General features: G+C 41.6%; 24 protein-coding genes. 9 read left to right on the top strand and 15 right to left on the bottom strand.

Annotated elements, in window-relative coordinates; all coding sequences use genetic code 11:
* Positions 1-78: 78 nt before the first annotated feature.
* From AC0MXB_RS01870 to mobB, 5 genes are all read right to left on the bottom strand, one after another.
* Entirely contained in the window at positions 79-3,180 is a 3,102-nt protein-coding gene (locus AC0MXB_RS01870) for an efflux RND transporter permease subunit (RefSeq protein WP_474037825.1), read from the bottom strand.
* The gene (locus AC0MXB_RS01865) at positions 3,180-4,265 is read right to left on the bottom strand and encodes an efflux RND transporter periplasmic adaptor subunit (protein ID WP_474037824.1); all 1,086 of its coding nucleotides are present in this window, start codon (positions 4,263-4,265) and stop codon (positions 3,180-3,182) included. Before AC0MXB_RS01865 ends, AC0MXB_RS01870 begins: the two co-directional genes overlap by 1 nt.
* Positions 4,266-4,313: 48 nt before the next feature.
* On the bottom strand, positions 4,314-4,895 hold the full coding sequence (locus tag AC0MXB_RS01860) for a TetR/AcrR family transcriptional regulator (protein WP_474037822.1): 582 nt from the start codon (positions 4,893-4,895) through the stop codon (positions 4,314-4,316).
* Positions 4,896-5,025: 130 nt separating this feature from the next.
* Positions 5,026-5,490 (bottom strand): pyridoxamine 5'-phosphate oxidase family protein, encoded by a 465-nt coding sequence (locus AC0MXB_RS01855; RefSeq protein ID WP_474037820.1) that lies wholly within the window; start codon positions 5,488-5,490, stop codon positions 5,026-5,028.
* A gap of 13 nt (positions 5,491-5,503) precedes the next feature.
* Complete coding sequence (mobB, locus tag AC0MXB_RS01850) at positions 5,504-5,992, bottom strand: molybdopterin-guanine dinucleotide biosynthesis protein B (RefSeq protein WP_474037818.1); 489 nt, start codon at positions 5,990-5,992, stop codon at positions 5,504-5,506.
* Between the two features lie 151 nt (positions 5,993-6,143).
* On the opposite strand from mobB, the gene AC0MXB_RS01845 reads away from it, so the two are divergent.
* Together AC0MXB_RS01845 and AC0MXB_RS01840 are read left to right on the top strand one after the other, a co-directional pair.
* A complete protein-coding gene (locus tag AC0MXB_RS01845) occupies positions 6,144-7,343 on the top strand; it encodes a molybdopterin molybdotransferase MoeA (protein WP_474037817.1) in 1,200 nt (399 codons plus the stop codon).
* Between the two features lie 22 nt (positions 7,344-7,365).
* Complete coding sequence (locus tag AC0MXB_RS01840; protein ID WP_474037816.1) at positions 7,366-8,379, top strand: molybdopterin-binding protein; 1,014 nt, start codon at positions 7,366-7,368, stop codon at positions 8,377-8,379.
* A gap of 80 nt (positions 8,380-8,459) precedes the next feature.
* Here the strand turns inward: AC0MXB_RS01840 and AC0MXB_RS01835 are convergent, their stop codons facing one another.
* The 4 genes from AC0MXB_RS01835 to AC0MXB_RS01820 all read right to left on the bottom strand — a co-directional run bounded on the left by AC0MXB_RS01835 (position 8,460) and on the right by AC0MXB_RS01820 (position 11,816).
* Complete coding sequence (locus AC0MXB_RS01835) at positions 8,460-9,380, bottom strand: DMT family transporter (RefSeq protein WP_474037815.1); 921 nt, start codon at positions 9,378-9,380, stop codon at positions 8,460-8,462.
* Positions 9,370-10,560, bottom strand: coding sequence for a pyridoxal phosphate-dependent aminotransferase (locus AC0MXB_RS01830; RefSeq protein WP_474037814.1), 1,191 nt, complete (start codon positions 10,558-10,560; stop codon positions 9,370-9,372). Before AC0MXB_RS01830 ends, AC0MXB_RS01835 begins: the two co-directional genes overlap by 11 nt.
* 65 nt (positions 10,561-10,625) lie before the next feature.
* Positions 10,626-11,192: a helix-turn-helix domain-containing protein gene (locus AC0MXB_RS01825; protein WP_474037812.1), complete on the bottom strand. Its 567-nt coding sequence runs from the start codon at positions 11,190-11,192 to the stop codon at positions 10,626-10,628.
* 144 nt (positions 11,193-11,336) lie between these two features.
* Positions 11,337-11,816, bottom strand: coding sequence for a YbaK/EbsC family protein (locus tag AC0MXB_RS01820; protein ID WP_474037811.1), 480 nt, complete (start codon positions 11,814-11,816; stop codon positions 11,337-11,339).
* A 164-nt stretch (positions 11,817-11,980) separates the two neighbouring features.
* Here AC0MXB_RS01820 and AC0MXB_RS01815 point away from each other — a divergent pair, with 164 nt between their 5' ends.
* Positions 11,981-12,430 carry a DMT family transporter gene (locus AC0MXB_RS01815; protein WP_474037810.1) on the top strand — a complete coding sequence of 150 codons (450 nt, stop codon included), beginning with the start codon at positions 11,981-11,983 and terminating at the stop codon, positions 12,428-12,430.
* 6 nt (positions 12,431-12,436) lie between these two features.
* On the opposite strand, the gene AC0MXB_RS01810 is transcribed toward AC0MXB_RS01815, so the two are convergent.
* Entirely contained in the window at positions 12,437-13,255 is an 819-nt protein-coding gene (locus AC0MXB_RS01810; protein WP_474037808.1) for an amidohydrolase family protein, read from the bottom strand.
* A 173-nt stretch (positions 13,256-13,428) separates the two neighbouring features.
* On the opposite strand from AC0MXB_RS01810, the gene AC0MXB_RS01805 reads away from it, so the two are divergent.
* Positions 13,429-14,067 (top strand): acyloxyacyl hydrolase, encoded by a 639-nt coding sequence (locus AC0MXB_RS01805; protein ID WP_474037806.1) that lies wholly within the window; start codon positions 13,429-13,431, stop codon positions 14,065-14,067.
* Between the two features lie 87 nt (positions 14,068-14,154).
* Here AC0MXB_RS01805 and AC0MXB_RS01800 read toward each other — a convergent pair whose 3' ends face one another.
* Entirely contained in the window at positions 14,155-14,838 is a 684-nt protein-coding gene (locus AC0MXB_RS01800) for a hypothetical protein (RefSeq protein ID WP_474037805.1), read from the bottom strand.
* 129 nt (positions 14,839-14,967) lie between these two features.
* Between AC0MXB_RS01800 and AC0MXB_RS01795 the strand changes: the two genes are divergently transcribed.
* Positions 14,968-15,876: a LysR family transcriptional regulator gene (locus tag AC0MXB_RS01795; RefSeq protein WP_474037804.1), complete on the top strand. Its 909-nt coding sequence runs from the start codon at positions 14,968-14,970 to the stop codon at positions 15,874-15,876.
* Between the two features lie 27 nt (positions 15,877-15,903).
* Here the strand turns inward: AC0MXB_RS01795 and AC0MXB_RS01790 are convergent, their stop codons facing one another.
* Positions 15,904-16,476, bottom strand: a complete 573-nt coding sequence (locus tag AC0MXB_RS01790) for a TetR/AcrR family transcriptional regulator (protein WP_474037802.1) — start codon at positions 16,474-16,476, stop codon at positions 15,904-15,906.
* A gap of 182 nt (positions 16,477-16,658) precedes the next feature.
* Between AC0MXB_RS01790 and AC0MXB_RS01785 the strand changes: the two genes are divergently transcribed.
* Entirely contained in the window at positions 16,659-17,846 is a 1,188-nt protein-coding gene (locus AC0MXB_RS01785) for an MFS transporter (RefSeq protein WP_474037800.1), read from the top strand.
* Positions 17,847-17,965: 119 nt separating this feature from the next.
* Here AC0MXB_RS01785 and AC0MXB_RS01780 read toward each other — a convergent pair whose 3' ends face one another.
* Positions 17,966-18,301 carry a winged helix-turn-helix transcriptional regulator gene (locus tag AC0MXB_RS01780; RefSeq protein WP_474037799.1) on the bottom strand — a complete coding sequence of 112 codons (336 nt, stop codon included), beginning with the start codon at positions 18,299-18,301 and terminating at the stop codon, positions 17,966-17,968.
* 77 nt (positions 18,302-18,378) lie between these two features.
* On the bottom strand, positions 18,379-19,269 hold the full coding sequence (locus AC0MXB_RS01775; protein ID WP_474037798.1) for a LysR family transcriptional regulator: 891 nt from the start codon (positions 19,267-19,269) through the stop codon (positions 18,379-18,381).
* Between the two features lie 109 nt (positions 19,270-19,378).
* On the opposite strand from AC0MXB_RS01775, the gene AC0MXB_RS01770 reads away from it, so the two are divergent.
* The 3 genes from AC0MXB_RS01770 to AC0MXB_RS01760 all read left to right on the top strand — a co-directional run bounded on the left by AC0MXB_RS01770 (position 19,379) and on the right by AC0MXB_RS01760 (position 21,986).
* Positions 19,379-20,299 (top strand): carbon-nitrogen hydrolase family protein, encoded by a 921-nt coding sequence (locus tag AC0MXB_RS01770; RefSeq protein WP_474037796.1) that lies wholly within the window; start codon positions 19,379-19,381, stop codon positions 20,297-20,299.
* A gap of 64 nt (positions 20,300-20,363) precedes the next feature.
* Positions 20,364-20,948 (top strand): helix-turn-helix domain-containing protein, encoded by a 585-nt coding sequence (locus tag AC0MXB_RS01765; protein ID WP_474037795.1) that lies wholly within the window; start codon positions 20,364-20,366, stop codon positions 20,946-20,948.
* A gap of 201 nt (positions 20,949-21,149) precedes the next feature.
* Positions 21,150-21,986 (top strand): 4Fe-4S binding protein, encoded by an 837-nt coding sequence (locus tag AC0MXB_RS01760; protein WP_474037793.1) that lies wholly within the window; start codon positions 21,150-21,152, stop codon positions 21,984-21,986.
* An 81-nt stretch (positions 21,987-22,067) separates the two neighbouring features.
* Here AC0MXB_RS01760 and AC0MXB_RS01755 read toward each other — a convergent pair whose 3' ends face one another.
* Positions 22,068-23,264 (bottom strand): MFS transporter, encoded by a 1,197-nt coding sequence (locus tag AC0MXB_RS01755; RefSeq protein ID WP_474037792.1) that lies wholly within the window; start codon positions 23,262-23,264, stop codon positions 22,068-22,070.
* Positions 23,265-23,275: the final 11 nt, after the last annotated feature.

The following is a 23,275-nucleotide window of genomic DNA, read 5'->3' as shown; positions in this document are numbered from 1 at the left end:
CATAAAAGGCTGACGCATCCACGTAAAATCTACGTGTAGTACGTCAGCCTTCTTTATTGCTAATTCAACAAAGAATCTTTAAATGGAACCGTCCACCTGGTCACTCTTTACAGAATCTTTTGTACCAATTATAGCTTGAGGAACCTCGACCTTAAACCATGCCGCATACATAGTCGGCAGCACGAGCAAAGTAAGTACGGTAGCGCCAAATAAACCACCGGCAATGGCCACAGCCATGGGACCCCAAAAGTTACTGATAACCAGCGGTAGCATCCCTAAAATCGCCGCAGCCGCAGTCAACATAATTGGTCGAAATCGCAGAATGGTCGAATCAATAATTGCATCCCATACCGTTTCACCTGCTGCTTTATGCTGCTCAATCTGGTCAATCAAAATGACTGAATTGCGTATAATCATACCGCTCAAAGCTAAAATGCCAAGCTCAGCTACAAAACCTAGTGGGCGCTGTGTGGCCAGCATGGCCAGACTCACGCCAATGATGCCTAACGGCGCTGTTAGCACAGTCAACAGCATCAGCGATATTTTGCGCAACTGGAAAATAAGCAGTGTTAAAATCACAAAGATCATGGCAGGCACAGGCTGCAACAAATACTTAATGGATTTTTCGCTATTTTCTAAAGAGCCGCCAATCGTAATGCTATAGCCGGGCGGCAGCTGATTGCGAATTTGGCTCAAAGAGGTATACACTGCTTTAGTCACGTCGTTGCCCATTGCCCCAGGAATCACATTGGCCTGCACCGTAATTGTCGGTTTTAAATCACGCCGCCAAACAAGCCCCTGCTCCCCATCATAACTAATTTTAGCGATTTGCTCTAATGGAACAAACTTGCCGCTACCGATATGAATATTGAGGTCTTTCATATGCGATAAGTCATAGCGATTCTGATTATTTAAACGAAATACCATATCAACCGTCTTATCTCGCTGACGAAACTCAGCAATAGCTGCACCAGATAGCTGCATTTGTAGGTTATTTGCCAGGGTTTGACTATCAATACCGAGTAATCGAGCCTTATCCTGATCCACTGCCAAATGCATAACTTTGCTTTTTTCATTCCAATCAAAATTCACATCAAGAATGTTCGGATTATTATTCATAACCTGGCGCACTTCTTCCGCAATGGCTTGCACCTTATCATGATCGTAGCCAGCTACGCGCAGCATCACCGGATACGGTGAAGGCGGCCCTGTCTGAATCAATTTAATATTGCCGCGCACATTGGGAAATTGTTCCGCAAAGAGAGTATCAATTTTCTTGTGAATGATATCGCGCGCCTCAGGACTTTTTGCCACAATAACAAACTGAGCATAATTATTAGCAGGGAGTTTGGGCTCGGTAGTTAAAACAAAACGTGGCGCCCCTTCACCAACGTAGTAGCTATAATTTTCGATTTGTTCGTCACTAGCTATTTCCTGAGAAAACCGATTGGCTTCGGCCTCTGTAGCCTTCAGTGAAGCCCCTTCGGGCAGTGTCATTTCCACAATAAGTTCCGGCCGGATTGACGGTGGAAAAAACTCTTGCTTGATAAATTGAAACAGACCTATTGCCCCAATAAAAGCACTTAACGTACAAACAAGTACGATTTTGCGATGAGTCAGACACCAAACGAGAACCTTGCGAAACAATCGATAGAACCTAGTATCATACAGGTTATGGTCCGCTTGGTGATCTTTCTTAACTTTAATAAGCAGGCTGCCTAAAAGCGGCGTAACTAAAACAGAAACAAGCCAAGAAATTATTAAGGCAATTGTTATAACCTTGAATAGCGAACTCGTAAATTCGGCGGCATTCCCTTTAGCAAAACCAATCGGAATAAAACCAGCGCACGTAATCAATGTACCTGTCAGCATAGGGAAAGCTGTAGCTGTATAGGCAAAAGATGCAGCCTTAAACGTATCCCAGCCTTGTTCTAGTTTAACGCTCATCATCTCGACCGCAATAATGGCATCATCGACTAATAACCCCAAGGCGATAATTAAAGCGCCCAAAGAAACTTTATGCAAATCAATACCGCCAATCTGCATGCAAACAAAAACTCCCGCAATCACAAGAGGAATACATAAAGCTACCACGATACCAGAGCGAATACCTAGGCTGGCAAAACACACAGCTAGAACGATAAAAATAGCTTCTTTCAAAGATTTTGTAAATTCGCCGATCGATTCTTCAACGACTTTCGGCTGATTCGATACTTGACTTAATTCTAGCCCTGCAGGCAGCTCTTGCTGAATCTCTTTAATTTTTGCCGTTACATTTTCACCCAAAGTGAGGATATTGCCGCCTTTATCCATCGAGATAGCCAGACCAATAGCAGGCTGACCATTAAAGTACATTTTCGGATTGATCGGATCACTATAGCTGCGTTCAATTTTGGCAATATCGCCAAGACGGAAAGTCCGTCCCCCGGCTCGGATCGGCAAATTTTTAATGCTTTCCAAATCATCGAACATTCCCGTAACCCGCAGGTAAACATTATCAGAGGACGTCTCGACCATGCCTGCCGCTGCCGTAGCATTTTGCGTTTTCACTGTATTCATAATCAAATTAGGATCGATTCCAAGCTCAGCCAGCTTTGCACTTTCCATTTCAATGTAAATTTTTTCATCCTGTACGCCAAGTAAGTCTACTTTACGAATATTGGGAATCGCCAGTAGCATCCGACGAATTTTCTCGGCTCTGTCCCGCATTTCTTCATAAGTAAAACCGTCGGCTGTAAGGGCGTAAATGGAACCAAATACATCGTCAAAGCGGTCATTAAATCCGATTCCCGCCACGCCCTGCGGCAGTGTATGGCTGATATCGTTCACCATATCGCGTACTTCCCGCCAGGTTGGGCGAATATCTTTTTCGCTGACTTCGTCTTTTAAATTTACATAAATAACAGCTTGACCAGGCCTTGAATAACTTTTTAAATAATCAAGCCCCGGTGTATCTTGAAGCTTTTTCTCCACTTTATCCGTAACTTGTTCTTCTACCTCGCGCGCACTTGCTCCCGGCCAAGAGACAGAAACAATCATTTGACGGATGACAAAATCAGGGTCTTCCATCCGTCCTAACCGAAAGTAGGAAAAAATCCCCATGATAAACGTAGCAATTATAAAGTAATAAATAATTGGTTTATTATGCAAAGCCCACTCTGTTAAATTGACTCGCTTCACTATTCTTCACCTGCCGTCCTTACTTTCTGTCCGGCCTGCAGCTTATGAACTCCAGCTGTTACGATTCGCTCGCCTGGCTGAAGACCTGACAAAACTTGAATCTGATTATCACCAAAAGTTCCCACACTAATTGGTCGTAGCGTAAGTGCTCCATTTTCAACAACCCAAACATTCGGCTGATTCCCCGACTGATATAATGCGGCCAATGGAATATACACACCAGAACCGTTACCGCCTGATACTCCCTGAGCTACATTAACAGCTGCCGTCATCCCTAATTTTACAGCACTAGGGGGATTTATTAGACGAATCCTGGCCTTATAAGTTCGCGAAACGGGGTCTGCCATGGGCGAAATTTCTCTGACTTCACCAGTAACCGTTGTATTGTTTAAAGCCCAAAAAGTAATAGTAAGCTGCGCCGCTTTCTGAAGTGACTCTACCTGATTTTCCGGCACAGAAATTTCTACCTCTCGTTCGCCATCCTGAACGAGAGTAAGAACAGGTTGTCCAGCACTGACGACTTGCCCAGCCTCAACATTGATTGCCGAAACAACACCAGAACTACCAGCTTGCAGCAGACTATAATTTAATTTATTGATTCCCTGGGAATATTGAGCCGATGCTTGTTGCAGCGCAGCCGCAGCAGCATCATAGGCATTTTGATATTGATCATATTGCGCTCGACTAATAATATCTTGTTCAAGCAGCTGCCGGTAGCGATTCAAATTGCTTTCCGCCAGTTTCAATTGCGATTGAGCTGAGGCGACTTGCGCTGAATTACTGTTTACCAACTGATTAATATCTTTCGGATCAATTTCCATCAGGACATCGCCAGCCTGCACTTGACTGCCTAATTGAACAGACCGTTTGATAATTTTCCCATCCACTTGAAAACTGAGCTGCGTTTCATAGCGACCCCGTACCGCACCGGAATACACAGCAGACTGGCCCTTATCACTCATCTTAATAACTTCGGTCTGAACTAACGCTGCCTTTTGTTCAACTAAGGGTGCATTACCGCATCCTGCTAAAAAAATCCAAGCGGACACGAAGCAGCACAGACCTTTATATAAAGATTTTTGCATAAGCTTTCCCCTCCTCTATACAACTCGTTCTAAAAAATAGGGTACTTCTTATTTTTTCACAATACTATGGACAATAAGATCAATTAATACCTCTGTATAATAAGCTTCTTCCCCTTTTCTACCGGAAAACTCCATTGTCCGCATATAACTAAAAGCTTCGAATAACCGAACACCTGCATAAGCAAAAAGTTCTTCATCAACCTCGCGAAATAACCCTCGCTGTTTGCCTTTGCACAGAATATCACTGATGAGAGAAATAACCTCTTCTCGCACCATCGTATTATATTTTTTACTAATAAAGGCGGAAAAAAGCTGATCATCAGCCTTTAACAGGCGAGTTAAAAAGTGATCTTCATTAAAAAACCGAATGGCCGTCCTGATAAGCTGCGTAATCTGTTCTAGCGGATCGTCAATGATAGCAATTTGTTCAAAAAGAACTTTTTGAAAAGCTTGATTTTCCCGGATCATTAAATTTGTAAATAAATCCTCTTTATCGCGAAACAGTTCGTATATAGTCCGCTTAGAAACTTTACAGTCGCGACTTAATTCATCCATCGTTGTTTTCCGATAGCCAAAACGGTCAAATCGCTCTTTAGCCTTATCAAGAATGAGATTTCTTATATCTTCCATGTCTCGCCCTCTTTCCCGATCATAATAAAATCACCACTTAAAAACTATATTAGTGTTTTAGTTTTCTATTGTCAAGAAAATACAGCAAAACTAGTTTGCCCTATTTTCTTGACAACGAAATTTCCCACGCCTATATTTTTGCTTTTCCAGTCATGGCTGTAATATCTAACCGAAAAAACTTTGTTTGCTCAATGGCTTTATCAATATAAGCCAATCCTTCTTGATAAAAATCACGACTATATTTCTCGATAAAATAAATCGCTGCTTGTTTTTTTTCTGCTAAATCTTCTACAAGCTGGACTTTACCAAAAACCATGACTGACTTATATTTCGTCGAAAAAGCTGCTGGCAACACTTCTGTGTCAGTTACAACCGTAAAGCATGTATCATCGCGCCAAGCAATATTGTCTAATTTTTGCCCAGTAGTAGCCGAATGAAAATAAATAGCCTGATCGCGATACACAAAACTTAGTGGAACGCCATAGGGCGTACCATCTTCATTAATCGTAGCAAGTATGCCATATTGCGCTGTATTTAAAACCTCCTGTGCCGCCTCTTGGGCCATAGCTCTATCTTTTCTTCTCAGTTCTCTCATAAAAACTGCCTCCCTATAAAAATTTCTGTACAATTAAATCAGCTACACCGCTAAAATCATGAAAAGCAAAAGCCGGCGCTGAAAAAGTTTCTTCCTTAAGATCCGTAATAATTGCAATTAACTCCTTCGGATCTGAAACAATCTGACTGCTGAGTTCACTTCTCACCACTTCAATCTTAGGCATCCTCGCTTGTTTAAATCCTTCGACTAAAATGAGATCGACATCGCGCATCACTGAGACAATTTCATCCAGTTCAGCTTTTTTATCAGTCTTTTGAATGACAGCATACTGACTGTTACCAACAATAGCTGTTACATTAGCGCCAGCCTGGCGAAATCGCCAGGAATCTTTGCCAGGCACATCGACTTCAAAGCCATGGCTGTCACTCTTTACGACGCCCACACGGTAGCCGCGCTCTACCATTTCTGCAATTATTTTTTCCATAAAAGTTGTTTTCCCCATATTAGAAACAGCTGCCACAATACAAATAACGGGTATCATGGTAATATCACCCGCCTTTCACATTTCTTATATTCCTACTTTAATTTAGAACTCCTGCAAAGAAAGTCTATTAGAAATAATTCTAAATTACTGATATACTTTCACTAGAAAGATTTATCGTAATTTAATTTTTTTGCAAAGTGGTGAATTTATGGAATTAGAAACAGCTCGCGATCTACTTACTCCCTTGCTGCCGAAAAATCCAACAGTGAGAATTCCTTTGGCTGACAGCTTCGGTCGACTTCTGGCAGAACCGATTATAGCTGCGCTTGATTTTCCGCCGTTTGATCGATCCCCGCTTGACGGCTATGCAGTAAGAAGCGCTGACATCCAGGGCGCCTCCGCCGCCGCTCCTAAAACGTTAATACAAACGGATAACATTCCTGCCGGTACCTTTTCCACCAAACCGGTTTGCCCAGGCGAAGCCGCTCGCATTATGACCGGAGCACCGCTACCGCCAGGCGCTGACGGAGTCGTAAGACTAGAAGATACAAACCTTGTCGACGATATTGTAACAATTTATACGGATCAGCAAGCAGCCAAAAACATTTGCCGCCGCGGCGAAGAGATCCACTCTGGTGAAACTTTATTAACGCCAGGAACTTACATCAATGAAGGCGTTCTCGGTCTATTAGCGTTAGTGGGACAAACACAGCCGCTCGTCTATACCAAACCAAGAATCGGCTTATTAGCTACAGGAAGCGAACTAGTGCCACCTGAAGCTCCGTTAACGCCAGGGAAAATCCGTGATACCAATAGCTTTATGTTGGCTGGAAAAATATTAAAGTGCGGTGGCGAACCGCATTTACTCGGCCTCGTACCAGATCGCCTTGAAGCCATTATCGAAAGTCTTGAAACAGCGCCGCCTTTGCCAATCTATCTCACTACTGGCGGTGCTTCCGTGGGCGACTATGATTTAATGGAACAGCTTTTTCAGCATTTCAAAATTCCCATTCTCTTTAATCGACTCGATATCAAGCCAGGAATGCCAGTCATAGCCGGATTGTGGAAAAACTCCCTGCTCATTGCGCTATCAGGAAATCCGGCGGCAAGCAGCGTATCCTTTGAAGTTCTCCTCCGACCTTTAATCCAAAAACTGGCCGGTTTTTCTTGCTGGGAGCATCAGCGCTCTTTAGTCACCTTAAACAGTGAGTTCACAAAACCGTCCCCAACTCGACGCTTCGTCTGGGCACGCTGTTATAATCACAACGGAAGAATGTATGCAGATCCCCTTTCTAGTCAAGGAAATGGTATGCTAAAAGCGGCGGCATCAGCCAATGCCTTATTAGATATTCCGCCAAATACCCCCGCGCTTACACCAGGCATGCAGTTTGAAGCGCTTCTTCTATAAATTACGCAAGGAGATAATAGTAATGAAAACGATTCATGTTACGGAGGCCATAGGCTCAATTCTCGGTCAAGATCTCACCCGAGTCGTTCCGGGACAGTTTAAAGGCGTAGCTTTTAAAAAGGGGCATAAGATTCAACCCGAAGATATTCCCATTTTACTGAGTATGGGAAAAGATCATGTGTATATCTTAGAACTTAAAGCCGGGGACATCCACGAAAATGATGCCGCTCAAAAGCTTTTCCAACTTGTAGCTGGTTTGAATATTGCTGATGAATCGGCCTCGGAAGGAAAAGTAACCCTGCGTTCGACCTGTAAAGGCTTATTAAAAATCAATGTAGAAAAGCTACAACAAATTAATTCTCTGCCAGGAATTGCCGTGTCGACACTCCACACTGATACACTTGTTCAGGAAAATGAGCTTGTCGCCAGAACTAAAATTATTCCTTTAGCTATCCCTCAGACTACCCTTGCCGCCATTCAAAAGATTTGCGCAGATGGCCCCATCATTCAAGTCATGGCGCTTCCAGCGAAAAAAGTGGGCTTAGTTATCACTGGCAATGAAGTCTTTTACGGACGGATTCCCGATAAATTTGAAAAAGTCATGCAAGCAAAGCTTGCCAGTTTAGGTAGCCAAGTAGTAAAAACGATTTTCACGCCTGATAACCCTGCTGAGATTAGCGCTGCTATTGAAACGCTGGCGCAAACTAACGATCTTGTCTTGGTAACAGGCGGCATGTCCGTAGATCCTGATGACGTAACACCTCTAGCGATTCGCCAAACAGGTGCGGACGTTACAGTCTATGGCACACCCGTTTCACCTGGCTACATGTTTCTCTTAGCTCGTTTGAAGGAAACGCCAATTTTAGGTATTCCAGCCTGCGGCATGTATCATAAGATTACGATCCTTGATGTACTACTACCTAGAATTCTTTTAAATGAAACAATCACGGCCGCCCTAATCGCGGCTATGGGCCATGGCGGGCTTTGCTTAAATTGCGAGATCTGCCGTTACCCTCACTGTAATTTTTGCAAATAAAATTGGGCGAGAAATGGGGCAGTGTTGAATATTACTTTCAACACTGCCCCTAGTTTTATACTATGATAGCCGCTACTCCTCTATGAAAGCCATGTCGGTTTTTTGATAAGACCTGCACCAAAACTAACGCCTATTAAGACAAGCAATAGGGCATACAAATGATTCAAGTATAGCTGTTCTCCTAAAAAAAACGCGGAAGCAAACACACCGACAACAGGCGAAGCATTTTGAAAAAGCGAAGCTCTTGAAGCACCCACTTTTTGAATACTCATATTCCATAATAAGGCCCCTAATGCCGTACTAAAAAAACTCGAAAACAGCAGGACAGCGATCACGGAAAAACTTAAATCTTTGCCATAAGTCCACTGCGCCTGACTGAAAAGCCCCAAAATATCCAAGCCTACCGCGGCTAAAACATGACTATAAGCAGTCACATGCAGCGGCGAGACATAGGTGGTCGCCTGCTTTACAAAGAGAGACCCAATTACAAAAGTAATTGTTGCAATACAAGTTACACTGTCGCCCCATAAGCTTGCACCACCTTGGGCTTTACCAGCAACAATAAACAATAGCCCGCAAAATCCAATAAGAATTCCTACACCTTTTGTGCCAGTAAAAGCCTCTTTTAAGAATAAGGCCGACAGCAATGTCGTGAATAACGGACTTAAACCAAGGATAAGCACAGCATGAATTCCGCTTGTGGCACTAATTCCCCAAGTCAAGGCAATTTGATGCAAAAAGATGCAAAAAAGTGAAATTCCGCTAATTGGCAGCCAAGCCGCGGCAGGTATTTTTACCCAACCATATTGATAAATCACCGTAGGAAAAAGTAAAGCAGCTGCCAAAGTTAAGCGAATCGGCGCTAGTGCGAGCGGCGGAAAAAACTGAGTAAGATACTTAATAGCCACAGAATTGAGTCCCCATAAAACAACAACAATCCCCAGCAGAAAAAAAGCGCTTTTATCACTGCTTTCGGCCGTCTTTCCCCAATTACTTACCATATTCGTTTTGCACAAATTTCTCGAATGCAGCTAGAGAACGTTCCACTTTTTCCGTGTCAATACAGTAGGCCATTCTAAAATAGCCAGGGCAGCCAAAACTATCGCCAGGCACTAAGATCAAATCATACTTTAACGCTTTACGACAAAATATCTTGGCGTCTTCTTCCAAAGCCTTAGGGAAAATGTAGAAAGTGCCGCCTGGTTTCACACAGCTAAAGCCGAGCTCAACGAGTTTTTCGTAAAGCAAATTCATATTTTTCTCGTAAACAGCCATATCAGCAGTTAAATCAACTACCTCCGCTACAGCCAACTGAATAATCGACGAAGGACAATTATGACCAATCCCACGTGAAATCTGACCGCACATACTAACAATCAATGCCGCATCAACACAAGTGGGATTTACTGCTACATAGCCAATTCGTTCGCCTGGTAAAGATAGTGATTTCGAGTAAGAATAGCACGATAAGGTATTATGATAAAACTTGGAAATATAAGGATTTTCCACACCATTAAACAAAATTTCCCGATAAGGTTCATCAGATATAATAAAAATTTCGTGACCATATTCCGCTTCTTTTTTAGTCAGTAAATCAGCCAGTCTTTCAATCGTAGCTTTAGAGTAAACTACACCGGAAGGATTATTGGGCGAATTGATCAGTACCGCCGCCACCTTCTCTGTCAGCATTTCTTCAAAAAGAGCAAAATTAATTTGAAAGTCTGCTGTATTCGGCGGAACCACCTTTAAAACTGCCCCAGTCAAATCAATATATGGATGATATTCCGGAAAAAACGGCGCAAAAGTCAACACTTCGTCACCTGGTTCCGTAACACAGCGTACCGCATGGGCTAAAGCGCCAGCCGCGCCGGAAGTCATAAAAATATGATTTGCCGTATAATTCATGGCAAAACGCCGATTTAACGACTCCGCTATTTTTTCTTTCACAGAAGCAATCCCCAGACTAGGACTATAACTATGGAGCTCTACAGGACTCTTTTCGGCAAGCATCGTCTGCATAACTTGTGTAAAGTCACCGGGAACAGGAACCGAAGGATTCCCTAGACTATAATCAAAAACATTTTCGTAGCCGATTTCCTTCCCGCGCGCTGCCGCAAATTCGGCTAACTCACGAATCACAGACTTGCCTTCCAGCATCTTCTTATACTGTTTTGCAATCATAACTTCTCCTCCTAAATAAACATCCAAAGTTTTTATATTTTTCTAGTCCCCTTGCTCACATAGAGTTAGGACATGTAATAAATTAAGTGATAAAAAGAAGCTTGCTGTTTAGAGAGATTTTGATAGCAATGAGGCTGATTAGCAAAATACCGAAGAACATCGCCTTTTTTTAAGCGATACTCCTGTGCAGCAACACCAATCGTAATTTCGCCTTCCAGTACCATTATATATTCTTCCACACCATCGTCATGGGCCTCTGAGTGATGATTACAGCCAGGTTCGAGCTCTAATAGGAACATTTCAAAACCGCGCATACTGTCAAAGGAAAATTGCGGATAAATTTTTAAAAGGCCCTTGTCCTCGGCTAAAGCTTGTATCGCTGAAAAACCAACAAATTGGCCGCTGCTGCAGTCAGTTTGTTGAATTGGTTCACTCACTAGCGAAGAAAAGGATACTTTTAATCCTGTCGCGATTTTCCACAAAGTATTTAAGGTTGGGCTGGATTCGCCTCTTTCAATCTGTCCGAGCATAGTTTTACTCACACCAGTTAATTCGGCCACTTTATCAAGGCTCAAGCGGCGTTTTCTTCGAGTGGCTTTTAGTCTTGCACCAATATCCGGCTGCTTTTCCATGTAATACGCCCCTTATTTTTTGCAGAAAAGATCTGTTATATTGTATACTTTTTTATACACTTATGCAAATTTTTCTTGTTTTAACCCAAAATAAAAAGAGGCATTTTTACAAACTATGCCTCTTCCTACGCTTATAACTACTTTTTATAAAACAGAAATTACTTTGCCTTCGGTAATCTTCAGTAAATCATCTGGGGTAAGCTGAAAAAGAGCAAAAGGCGTCCCAGCTGCAGCCCAAATTTTTTCATACTGAAACAAGTCTTCATCAATAAAACAATTTAGTTTTTGGCTATGACCGATAGGAGGAATCCCGCCTATAGCATAACCAGTGTTAGCAAGAACATAGCTGGCATCTGGGCGAACAAGGGGTTCGCCAATCAATTCTTTAAATTTCTTTTCATTTACGCGGTTACTGCCACTAGCAATGATCAGCAGCGGCTCTTCACTTTTTTTCCCCTTAAAAATCAAGGATTTCGCAATTTGTCCTACTTGACAGCCAACAGCGTCAGCAGCCTCTTGCGCTGTACGGGTAGAATCTTGCATCTCTACAACTTGTAGATCTAGTCCATACTGATTTAGTGCTGCTTGTACACGACAAGCGCTTTCTTTTACCAAATGTTGCATAGCGTAATCCCTCCCGTTTTGTGCGTTATAACGTCTATAGAAATCATTATACCTTTGTGCGCAATAAAGCACAACAAGATAATAAGACTATTGCATCAGAATTGAAAATAATGTACCATTTCTTTACACTACATTCATTCGTTTCAACTAAGGAGATATAAGCTATGATCTATTACTTATTTGCTTTGCTGGCAGGATTCGCCGCAACGCTGCAAGCAGGAATTAACGGAAAACTCCAAGTCTTTCTTGGCAGTCCGCTGCTCACTTCTTTTGTCAGTTTTTTAGTCGGCTCTGTCGGCTTAGGCGCGGCCTATTTGGCAACCGTTTTCTATCAAGCTCAGCCAATTCCGTCTTTCGCGAGTCTCACTCAGACAAGCATTTGGATGTGGAGCGGCGGCTTATTAGGCGCTTTTTTTGTCTTTACAACGATCTTCTGTCTGCCTAAAATTGGTTTTGCCAACCTATTTAGCCTGATTGTCGCCGGACAACTCTTGCTGGCCATATTTTTTGATCATTATGGTCTGCTAGGCAACACGCTGCATCTGCTTAATCCCTATCGCCTTTTAGGGGTTGCTTTACTTGTCACTGGCGTCTACCTGATCCAAACACACTGAATCCATTCACTCGCCGATTTTTAGTTGATAAATTCGATTGGCATTGTCAAAAAATACTTTGTCGTGATGTTTCTCGGGAATAATCTGTGCTACGAACTCAATATAATCAGTTAAATTTGCTAAAGGCCAGTCTGTACCAAACATAAATTGATCATAATCATCTAGGTATTCGAGCCAAGTTTTAAAGAGTTCTATATACCCGTGCTTTTTCGCAAAAAACTTGGGCAAACTGGCTATTTTCCCTTCTAAAATTCCTGAAAGATCGGCCGCTACATTTTTATTTTTCTCCATAACCGCAATGGCATCAACAAGCCAAGGATTTCCCAAATGGCACATAACAAACTGCACCTCAGGATAACGGACTGCCGCCTCATCCAAAACCATGGGATGGCTATATTTTAATAAGGCATTACTTGTAGCAGTTAATCCCGTATGAACCGCCACCGGCTTTCTATAGGCCCTCGCCAATTCGTAAAAAGGATCCACAATTGTATCGTAAATATAAAAATGATTATAGCCAGGATAGAGCTTAATACCGACACAATTTTCTCGTTGTAAGTGTTTTTCCACTAAATCCGCTTGCGCTTTCACTTCTTTCGGATTAAAACAATTGCTATCAAGGCCAATGCAGTAGCGAAGATAGCTGGGATAATGATGCTCCGTCAATTCTAAGCTGCGGTTTCCCATGACAACACCGCAAACAATATTGTTTTTTATGTATTGTTCTTGTAAATGTTCACTTGTATTTTTATGGCCAGCCGCTTCAGCAATCTGGTCGAAATAAGGTTCATCACAAAAATGAAGATGCGCATCAATAATTTTCATAAAATGTAGTCCTTTCTTGTTCCACTATAATTACTATCTGTATCATACCACTTCAGCGAGTTTTTTGAAAAGACTCCTGATAAACAGGGAAAACTTTACTCAATAGAGAATCAAAGATATACTGCTTTTCTTACTAGAAGGGTTCCACAAACTGGTTACACAAGGAGTGCTTCATGATGCGCAATTTTATCCCATTAGCTCTTACTGTTCCGCTACTTTTACTAGGACTACCGGAAGCATCGGCTGCTGAGACTACAACTAGCACTGCTGCAGTGACTGCAGCAGCTGCCACAACTGCAACAACACCTGCTGCTCCGACAGAAAATCAGATTGAGCTAGATTTTGATTACCTCACACCGATTTCGAGTGATCGTAAAGTAGATACTTATTCCCTACATATCCTACAAAAAATTTCTGAAAGCGAGACACGCTCTGTTTATCGCGGTCTCACCGTTACTCGGGCTTATGGCAATGTTACACTAACAAATCTGAACCAGCATACGCCTCGTGATAGTTCCACTGTTGGCGTCGGCCCTGTTTATATGGTGCGTAACGAAAAATATCGCTCAGGCAAATTCTCAGCAGCTATTGATATGAGCGGCGGACTTATTCTTTATGATAAAGCTTTTCCGGCTGGCGGAAGATCCTTTAATTTTATGTGGCGAATCGGTCCGGAACTTATTTATAAATTTGATAAAGATTCTTCCATTCATCTCGGTTATATGCTTATGCATGTTTCCGATGGCTTTAAAACACGCAATCCTTCCTATAACGCCACAGGCGTTACTTTAGGTTTTTCTAGTAAGTTCTAAGAAATTTATTATATTATCATAAAGGGCGCCATACAAAATCATTTTTGTACTGGCGCCCTTTTAGTTTCCTCTGACTTTTAATCCCACTTATCTTCCTAGATGTTTGGGACACCTAGTCCGGCACATGTTGCAGGAGTAAATAAAACCGCCGCCTTCGGAAGATTTGCCGCAAACGGCGCGGCATTTGCTTTGATCAATAGTAACACCATCTAACGCTTGACTTGGACAGGAATCTAAACAAATGCGACAATTGGGCAAACACCCTTCCTCTTTCGATAACTGATCAGTCTCTACCGCGACTTTGAGTAAAATAGCGCCCAGTAAAAGCCGATTGCCAAACTGTTCATTTAAAAGAAGCGTATTTTTTCCGATCTTCCCTAATCCAGCTTGTACTGCCGCATGCTTTAAAGAAAGTATTCCCTGTCCGCGACGCCGACTTTCATCCCAATATTCATAAGGATCCGATGCTGGCACAGGAACAGAACTAATTCCGTGCTTCTCCCATTCCATCGCAGCAGTAAGGGCAATCGAATTAAGTTTATCAAATAACTTTAAGTGAGCGAAAGTATACAGAGCTTGCGAGGAAGAACAGAAAATACTTTTTGGTATAGCTACAGCAAAAACAACGACACTTTGGCAACCAGGAAAAATATCATCAGGATGAAATCCAGACGGTGCCTTTGTAAAATGTTCAACAGCAGCGATTTGGCACAAATCGGCGCCTAGCTTCTCCATATGTTCTTTTATTGTCACAGCAGTAATATTTCCCATTTTAAACCTCCCTAAATTGATTATCTCAGACTGGATTTATCCTTGAAGTTATATTACCATAGAGCTATCTATAGATAAAATGGATAGATTTGATCTATTAATTCAATAAAATTGATAGGTGGTTAATTTATGGAACTGCGACAACTGAAAACTTTCACAATTGTTGTGAAAAAACTAAGCTTTACCCAAGCAGCTCAGCACTTGGGATACGCGCAATCAACCATTACTAACCAAATTCAAGAGTTGGAAAAAGAATTTGGAACATTACTCTTTGAGCGATTAGGCAAACAAATCAAGCTTACGAAATCAGGCGAAGATCTTTATGTTTATGCAGAAAAAATATTAAAATTATCAGAAGAGGCCAAAGCTGTCCTGGCCAATTCACTTTCACCTTGCGGTTCTCTCAGTATTGGTACTGCCGAATCACTCTGCACGCATCGTTTACCAGAAGTGTTTAAAATATTTCGCACTCGCTATCCCCATGTTGAGATCAACATTACTCTGGATATCTGTTCAGATTACCGTTCCCACTTGAAAAAAAACACTGTCGATATTATGGTCTCCCTTGATGTACCCACCAAAGAAACTGATTTTATAAGTCATACGCTTTTTGAAGAACCAATGGCAATTATAACAGCCCCTGACCATCTTCTGGCATACAAAAAAACGGTTACAGTACAGGATATGAACAATCAGTCCTTTATTCTGACAGAACCAGGGTGCAGTTATCGCCGGATTTTTGAAAGCATTCTCACCCAAGCTGGCGTCACTCCAGCCTCGGTCATTGCCTTCAGCAGCAATGACGTAATAAAAAAATTCGTCATGGATGGCTGGGGCATTGGCTTTTTACCGCGAATCGCTGTAGAGCAAGAATATAAAGAAGGCCGACTCGCGATTCTTCCCTGGATCGGTCCACCCTTTCAAATTAAGACACAAATTATTTATCATAAAGATAAATGGCTGTCGCCTGCCTTACGAGCCTTTATTGACGTAACTACAGAAACATTTAAACATGCAAACAAAAAATCCAAAGCCTAAGAAAAAGGCCTTGGATTTTTTTATTCATCATTGAATTCCATTAAAAACATGATACACCACAGCTTTAATAAATACTTCATTAACAGGTTCTCCCGTTATCAGCAACCGATAAAATAGCGGACCATAAATTAAGTCAATACATAATTCAAGATCCAAATCTTTTTTCAGTTCGCCTCGCTGAACGCCTCGTTCCAGAATTCGCTTTGATTCTAGGCGACGCGGCTGAAAATACCTTAACCGATATTCCTCTGCTATCTTTGCATCAAATTGCCCTTCGGCAATTAGCTCATTAATCGCTTGTCCTTCGCGACTCGCCAAAAAGCGAGCTAAATTCCCTGCTTGAATAATAGTGTCTTCTACTACTGATCCTGTATCTGGTACGGGGAGTCTAGACATAGCAGCTGATAAAAAGCCAGCCATTACAACAGCTGCTTTATTAGGCCACCATTTATAAATCGTAGCTTTACTCACTTTAGCCCGTTCCGCGATTTTTTCTACAGTGACGGAGCTAAAGCCCTTTTCCAAGAGCAATTCATAGGAAGCCGCAAGAATCGCTTTTTCCGTAGCAGCGTCGCGCGGGCGTCCTCGTTTCTTTTCCAAACAAACACCTCCATTCTACTTCAGGTGCTAAAAACCATACGTACATTATACTAAATATCTTTCCATAATAAAACGAAAAAGATATTTACAATACTAAACGTATAGTATATAATTTACTTAAACAAAAAACTAAACGTTTAGTATTGTAAATTGACAAAAAAATATAAAGGCAGGGATTCTCTATGAAGCAAGATCAAAAAAACTCCCAACAAATTTCTACTTGGATTACAGTGCTCCTGGCAGTCGCCTGTGGCGTAATTGTTGCCAATCTCTATTATGCCCAGCCCTTAATCGGCCCTATCAGCACCGCCACTGGCCTTCCCCTCTCTTTAGCCGGATTCATCGTCACTTTAACACAAATCGGCTATGTCATTGGTCTATTATTTATCGTACCGCTTTCTGATCTTATCGAAAATCGCCGACTCGTTTTTATCTTGTTAATTGCTTTAATCGCCGCTCTAATCGGCGCCGCCCAGATAACCAATGCGTTCTTCTTCCTCGCTACTGCTTTACTACTTGGGCTTGGCTCTGTAGCAACGCAAATTCTTGTTCCTTACGCCGCCCATCTCGCACCTGAGGAAAAGCGCGGGCAGGCCGTCGGCAATGTCATGAGCGGACTGTTGCTTGGGATCATGCTCTCCCGTCCCTTAGCCAGCCTAGTGACCGGTTTATGGAGTTGGCAGATTATTTTTCTGATCTCGGCTATCTTAACAGCACTGCTTGCGCTTCTCTTAGCCTTTTTTCTACCCAAAAGAACTCCTGTACCAACCCTGAGCTATAGTCGTTTGTTACTTTCGCTTATATCACTCTTTGCTACCAAGCCGCTCTTACGACGCCGCGCCTTTTATCAAGCTTGCTTGTTTGGTTCCTTCAGTCTTTTCTGGACAGTCATTCCCTTATGGCTCACGCATCATTTTCATTTATCACAGCAAGAAATTGCACTATTTGCTCTTGCTGGCGTGGCTGGTGCTGTTGCGGCTCCCATTGCCGGTAGATTAGCTGATAGAGGCTGGACGAAGCCCTTAACAGGATTGGCCATTATCATTGCGATACTTGCTTTCCTATTAACAAATATCACCAACGAACCTTCCCCTTTCGCCTTAACAATACTAGTGATCGCCGCAATCGCCTTAGATATGGCCGTATCAGGCAATCTCGTTCTTGGCCAACGAGTTATTTATTCTCTAGGCAGTGAAATCCGCGGGAGAGTGAATGGAGTATTTATGGCTGTCTTCTTTTTAGGAGGAGCCGCCGGTTCATCACTGGGCAGCTGGTCTTACGCTTATGGTGGCTGGTTCGCCGCGTCACTCCTCGGACTAAGTCTGCCTATCATAGCCCTAATCTATTTTTTCACAGAAAAGACTAAATAAATTTAAGAAATACATTACTAGCGCCTAGTTACCAAAAAGAAATTTTTGTACTATCACAGGAAAAACCCCAAAAATAAATAAGAGCAAAAAGCTTATTAGCTCTTTTTGCTCTCATTTATTTATAAAGTAAGTCCAAAACGTTTCAGTTCAATAAAAATTTTTTCCAAACAGCGACCTTTCTCAGTGAGGGAATATTCCACGCGCGGCGGTACTTCCGGATAGACTTTCCTATTCACGATCCCTTTTTCCTCTAATTCTCGCAACCGCAATGAAAGGGTCTTGGGACTGATCGCTTTCATGGATTTTTGCAAATCACTAAAGCGCATGGTTCCTTCAATCAGTAGGTCTCTGATAATAAGAAAGGTCCACTTCGTTCCAATAACATCAAGCGTTTTAGCGATGAGACAAGGCTGTCCCGGTTCGCCTTTAGTCAATTGAATTTCTATTGTATTCATTACAGTGGCTCCCTTAAATTATTTGCTTATTATTATACCACAAAACTTTCTTAAAAATAGTTATATCCTAAAAGATATCAATGAAATAAATACTGCTCTGTTATATTAATAAATGCCTGCTTGGCCGGACTTACCCATTTATTTTTATTATAAATAAGTTGCGTAAATAGCTTAATAGAACAATCCGCGATTGGCAAAATGGCTATTTCTTGTTGCACAGGATAATAAGAAAGACAAATCTCTGGTAGAAGCGTAATGCCTACCCCTTTTGCTACTAGATCAAAAATTAAATTCGTACTACCAATTTCTAGTCGCGCCGCAACTGCTAAATTACGCTCTCGCAGTATTTCTTCAAAGACCTCGCGATAATTGCAATATTTCTCCGTCAAAATAAACTTTTCGCAAACTATATCTTGTAAAGAAACAGAATGTGTTTTGTAAACCAATGGATGCGCCTTAGAAGCAAGAAATACAATCCTTTCTTCTCTTTCTATAGCCCGGCAAAAATTATGTTCATTAATTTTTTTATCTAAAGTTACTATTACATCAACTTGATTTTGTTGCAACAATTTTACCAGTTCTAATGTAGTCGCTATCTTGATTATCAAGGCAACTTTAGGATAACGTAATAAAAAAGTCTCAATAATTTCTTGATATACAGTACTGCAAAGCGATTCAACAATGCCTACTTGTAAGACGCCAGTCGGCTCTTGCTGCACAATGAGAGCTTCCTGCGCTTCCATGGCTAGCTTAATAATTTTTTGCGCAAAAGGCAAAAAAGCCTCGCCTTGTTGCGATATATAAACTTTTTTACCAAACCGATCAAATAACTGAACCCCCAGTTCGTCCTCTAGTTGCTGAATTTGTATCGTAACTGTCGATTGAGAATATCCTAACTGCTGCGCCGCCTGCGAAAAATTCATTAACTCGGCAACTTTAAGAAAAGTCTTTAGATAATTGTGATTCATAGCTCTCCTTATCAATATAATTCATAAGTTAAATTAAATAAATTCATTTTTATCATATTAGGAAGTTATGATAAAGTAAAGTCAAAGAAATACTTAGGAGGTTTTATTTGTGAAGGATACCGAAAAGAATGTAAAAATAGCCGTAGTACAAGCTGCTCCTAGTTTGTTTGATAAACAGAAAACTATTGACAAGGCCATCGAGCTAATAAAAGAAGCCAGCCAGGCCAAAGCTAAGTTCATTATATTTCCCGAATCATTTATTCCGGCCTATCCGCGGGGATTTTCTTATGGTTACGTAGTGGGAACACGAACTATGAAAGGTCGTGAAGACTGGAAACGCTATTATGATAATTCAGTCATGGTACCAAGTATCGACACCGAATCTATCGGAAAAGCCGCCGCTGAAGCCAATGCCTACGTGTGCATGGGCGTAACCGAACGAGATGAATTAAACTGTACTTTATATTGCACATACTTATTCTTCGGCCCTGACGGCAGTTTTTTAGGTAAGCATCGCAAGCTAAAACCGACAGGCACAGAACGCCTGATTTGGGGTGAAGGCCATGACCATACATTAACAACAATCGATACCCCTTATGGGATAGTAGGTTCGCTCATCTGTTGGGAAAATTATATGCCTTTAGCTCGCGCCGCTATGTATCAAAAAGGAGTATCCATCTATTTAGCGCCAACAGCGGACAGCCGCGAAGAATGGCAATGCACCATGCGGCATATTGCGTTAGAAGGGCGCTGCTTTGTAATTGGCTGTAATCAATATGTAACCACAGATATGTATCCCACCGATTTTAACTATCAGCATGAACTGGAAAATTATCCAGGAAACTTCTGTCCCGGCGGTAGTTGCATTGTCGACCCATTTGGAAAATACGTTGTCGCTCCTGTCTGGGACAGGGAAGAAATCTTGTATGCCGATTTAAATTTAGACTTAGTTCCTTTAAGCCGCATGGATTTTGATCCAACCGGTCACTATTCTAGACCTGACGTATTAGAATTGATTATTCACGAATAACTCTACGGTTCGTTTATTGTCTCCTTATGAAAGATCCGCTAAACTAGCTTTGTGAGGTGATACGATGAATTGCGAAAAAATTGGTAAATTGATCTATACTCTGCGCAAAGAAAAAAACATGACTCAAAAAGAACTTGCCGATACCATGAATATCAGCGATAAAGCGATTAGCAAATGGGAAAGAGGTCTCGGCTGCCCTGACATTTCCTTGCTGCCTGAGCTATCGAAAATTTTCAATGTAAATATTGAAGAACTTTTATCAGGAAGTATTGCGCTTAACGAATTGAATGGAGGAAACATGAAAAAACTTGCATTTTACGTCTGCCCAAACTGTAATAACCTAGTCACAGCCTCAGGCAACGCCACCGTATCTTGCTGCGGCAAAAAACTAGAAGCGCAAACACCGATAAAGGCGCTGGAAGATCATCGACTCGTTGTCGATACGGTGGAAGATGAATTATATATTACTTCCCCTCATGAAATGAGCAAAGTCCATTATCTTTCCTTTATCGCCTACGTAACTGGCGACAGAGTCTTGCTAGTAAAACAATACCCTGAATGGAATATGCAAGTTCGCTTTGCCAAGCTCGGACACGGCAAACTCTATTTTTACTGCGTGGAACATGGGCTGTACTATCAAGTCATCTAAGGCTCTTCCCAAAGTATTGGATATAGCCAAACAAAAGAACTGTCGCACTAAGCGGGACTCACCATATCTGGTATGAAACCGTCTTAGTACGGCAGCCTTTTTATAATAAATTAGAAATTTACAGATTCCATTTGATACAGTATAGTAAATATACAGACGATTGACATTTCTCTATCTAAAAAATTAAGGTTAGGTGGTAATATGAATAAAACAGACATCTGCGAATTAGCCGCCCACTTTACCGAGACTTCCAAAGACAATTATATCGCTAAAGAAATTGCGCTTTCCCCCAAAGTAATTGGTTTAAAGATGTACGAAAGTCCAATCTTTTCCTTTGGAGCTGCCACGGATCCCTATTTTAGTGAATTGAAAAAAGCCACTGGAATCGGTGAACATTTTCTTCTGCCGCAAGAATGGCTGCCAGAAGGAAAAACAGTTATTTCTTTTTTCCTTCCCTTTACTGAACAAGTAAAGAAAGAAAATAACAAAGATCCGCTTTGGCCGCCAGACGAATGGCTTCATGCCCGCATTGAAGGACAGCTATTCATCAATAAGCTAGCCCTACATATTAAATCTTCTTTAGAAGCTGCGGGCTATCATAGTATTATTCCTTCACTAGATGAACGTTTTTGGGCAAAAAGATACTTAAACCCAGCTACGCCTCATCCCGAAGCCGCGTTTACGAGTAATTGGTCAGAACGTCATATCGCTTTCATTTGCGGACTTGGTACCTTCGGCCTTTCTAAAGGACTCATCACAAGCAAAGGCATCGCCGGTAGATTCAGTAGTTTAATTACTGATTTAGAAATACCGCCTGATTCAAGAAATTATCAGTCTCTTTATGAATATTGCACCCATTGCGGCGCTTGCATTCGAAAATGTCCAGCCAAAGCAATTTCACTAGAAGAAGGAAAAAATCATGTACTTTGTGCTGCCTTTCTCGATAAAACAACCGAAAAATACGCCCCTCGTTACGGCTGCGGCAAGTGTCAGACAGGCGTACCTTGCGAAAGTAAAATTCCTTATAAAAAAACATAATGAATCAATCTGACAAAGAAAACTAGCTGACTATACTTTTTTGAGTATAACCAGCTAGTCTTTTTTATTTTGCAGTGCGTACTATGACTGCGCAGTTTGATTATGTTTATTGATCGGTATGGTCAAAGGAATTGTAACTAACGCTACAAGCGCTACAACAAATACAGAGATGTTAATGCCAGCTACATCGCTGAAAATTCCATACAGCCAGGGGGAAACTGCGCCAGAAGCAATCGTGGCTGTATAAAATAACGCAAATGCTTGTTTTTGATTTTCTGCTTTCACTAAATCAGGAACGCTGCCATAAAGCACAGAAGACGTGCCATTTAGAGCAACTCCTAATAGCAAAGAAATTATCATCACAATATGTAAAGAACAATTCAGTATGCTTATGATAAAAAACGTAGTTAGTATTTCTGTAATAATGACTGATCGCAGCACGCCCACCTTCGTAGCCAAGGTCCCCACCAAAAACTTTCCCATGGCCCCACCGGCAAATACTAGAGAAAAAGCGATACCGATTGTCGCCACTTCTGCCCCTTTTTGCTGCATTAAAAAAGGAAAAAAAGTCAGGAAGCCCATTCGGGTACTGCTGTCAATAATACCAATCAGTAACAAGGCCCAAAAAGCTTTACTCGCTTTCCACCCACTGAAGCCACCCGCTTGTTTGTCAGATTGTAAATGCCCATTATGAGAGATTAAATTTCTGCTATTTATAAATATTAGCGCTGCAATCGCTAGTCCCACAATCCCCATAATCTGGCTTGCCGCTTGCCAGCTATATTGACTGACAATAAACGAAACACCACTTGGCAAAACAAGTTTTCCCATATCACCAGCTACATTAAATGTACTTAACGCAACTCTTCGCTGATTGCTATCATTATATTCACTAGAGATGATGGATGATGACAAAGGATGCTGTACGCTCGAACCAAGCCCGCCAGCAACTAGCAGCAAACATAAAAATAAAAAGGCCGGTGCTAAACCATAAAAAAACACAGAAATACTTGTAATAATAGTTCCGATCAAGAGAGTTCGGGCTTCACCGAGTCGCGAGGCAAGAAAAGTTGACGGTATTTGAAATCCAGCTAGAAACCCAGAAAAAAGCGTTTTTAAAAAACCGACTTCAGCAAAAGTCAATGAAAATTGCGCCTGCCAAATAGGAAAAAAGATATATAACATATCGCTAAAGCCATCGTGAATAAAATGAGCCAAACTGCCTGTCATTAAAGCTTGATTATATTTCCCCTTAATATTCGCTAAAAGTTGTATCATAAAGAATTACC

Source organism: Pelorhabdus sp. sgz311001, from assembly GCF_055901755.1.
This window is presented reverse-complemented; position numbering and strand designations above follow the sequence as displayed.

Bases quoted from the DNA above. Each gene is read 5' to 3' on its own strand.
- AC0MXB_RS01815 (WP_474037810.1), top strand. From the start codon at position 11,981: ATGATCTATTACTTATTTGCTTTGCTGGCAGGATTCGCCGCAACGCTG.
- AC0MXB_RS01825 (WP_474037812.1), bottom strand. From the start codon at position 11,192: ATGGAAAAGCAGCCGGATATTGGTGCAAGACTAAAAGCCACTCGAAGA.
- AC0MXB_RS01755 (WP_474037792.1), bottom strand. From the start codon at position 23,264: ATGATACAACTTTTAGCGAATATTAAGGGGAAATATAATCAAGCTTTA.
- AC0MXB_RS01845 (WP_474037817.1), top strand. From the start codon at position 6,144: ATGGAATTAGAAACAGCTCGCGATCTACTTACTCCCTTGCTGCCGAAA.
- AC0MXB_RS01840 (WP_474037816.1), top strand. From the start codon at position 7,366: ATGAAAACGATTCATGTTACGGAGGCCATAGGCTCAATTCTCGGTCAA.
- mobB (WP_474037818.1), bottom strand. From the start codon at position 5,992: ATGATACCCGTTATTTGTATTGTGGCAGCTGTTTCTAATATGGGGAAA.
- AC0MXB_RS01855 (WP_474037820.1), bottom strand. From the start codon at position 5,490: ATGAGAGAACTGAGAAGAAAAGATAGAGCTATGGCCCAAGAGGCGGCA.
- AC0MXB_RS01810 (WP_474037808.1), bottom strand. From the start codon at position 13,255: ATGAAAATTATTGATGCGCATCTTCATTTTTGTGATGAACCTTATTTC.
- AC0MXB_RS01865 (WP_474037824.1), bottom strand. From the start codon at position 4,265: ATGCAAAAATCTTTATATAAAGGTCTGTGCTGCTTCGTGTCCGCTTGG.
- AC0MXB_RS01835 (WP_474037815.1), bottom strand. From the start codon at position 9,380: ATGGTAAGTAATTGGGGAAAGACGGCCGAAAGCAGTGATAAAAGCGCT.
- AC0MXB_RS01765 (WP_474037795.1), top strand. From the start codon at position 20,364: ATGAATTGCGAAAAAATTGGTAAATTGATCTATACTCTGCGCAAAGAA.
- AC0MXB_RS01785 (WP_474037800.1), top strand. From the start codon at position 16,659: ATGAAGCAAGATCAAAAAAACTCCCAACAAATTTCTACTTGGATTACA.
- AC0MXB_RS01805 (WP_474037806.1), top strand. From the start codon at position 13,429: ATGATGCGCAATTTTATCCCATTAGCTCTTACTGTTCCGCTACTTTTA.
- AC0MXB_RS01795 (WP_474037804.1), top strand. From the start codon at position 14,968: ATGGAACTGCGACAACTGAAAACTTTCACAATTGTTGTGAAAAAACTA.
- AC0MXB_RS01780 (WP_474037799.1), bottom strand. From the start codon at position 18,301: ATGAATACAATAGAAATTCAATTGACTAAAGGCGAACCGGGACAGCCT.
- AC0MXB_RS01800 (WP_474037805.1), bottom strand. From the start codon at position 14,838: ATGGGAAATATTACTGCTGTGACAATAAAAGAACATATGGAGAAGCTA.
- AC0MXB_RS01830 (WP_474037814.1), bottom strand. From the start codon at position 10,560: ATGATTGCAAAACAGTATAAGAAGATGCTGGAAGGCAAGTCTGTGATT.
- AC0MXB_RS01860 (WP_474037822.1), bottom strand. From the start codon at position 4,895: ATGGAAGATATAAGAAATCTCATTCTTGATAAGGCTAAAGAGCGATTT.
- AC0MXB_RS01775 (WP_474037798.1), bottom strand. From the start codon at position 19,269: ATGAATCACAATTATCTAAAGACTTTTCTTAAAGTTGCCGAGTTAATG.
- AC0MXB_RS01760 (WP_474037793.1), top strand. From the start codon at position 21,150: ATGAATAAAACAGACATCTGCGAATTAGCCGCCCACTTTACCGAGACT.
- AC0MXB_RS01820 (WP_474037811.1), bottom strand. From the start codon at position 11,816: ATGCAACATTTGGTAAAAGAAAGCGCTTGTCGTGTACAAGCAGCACTA.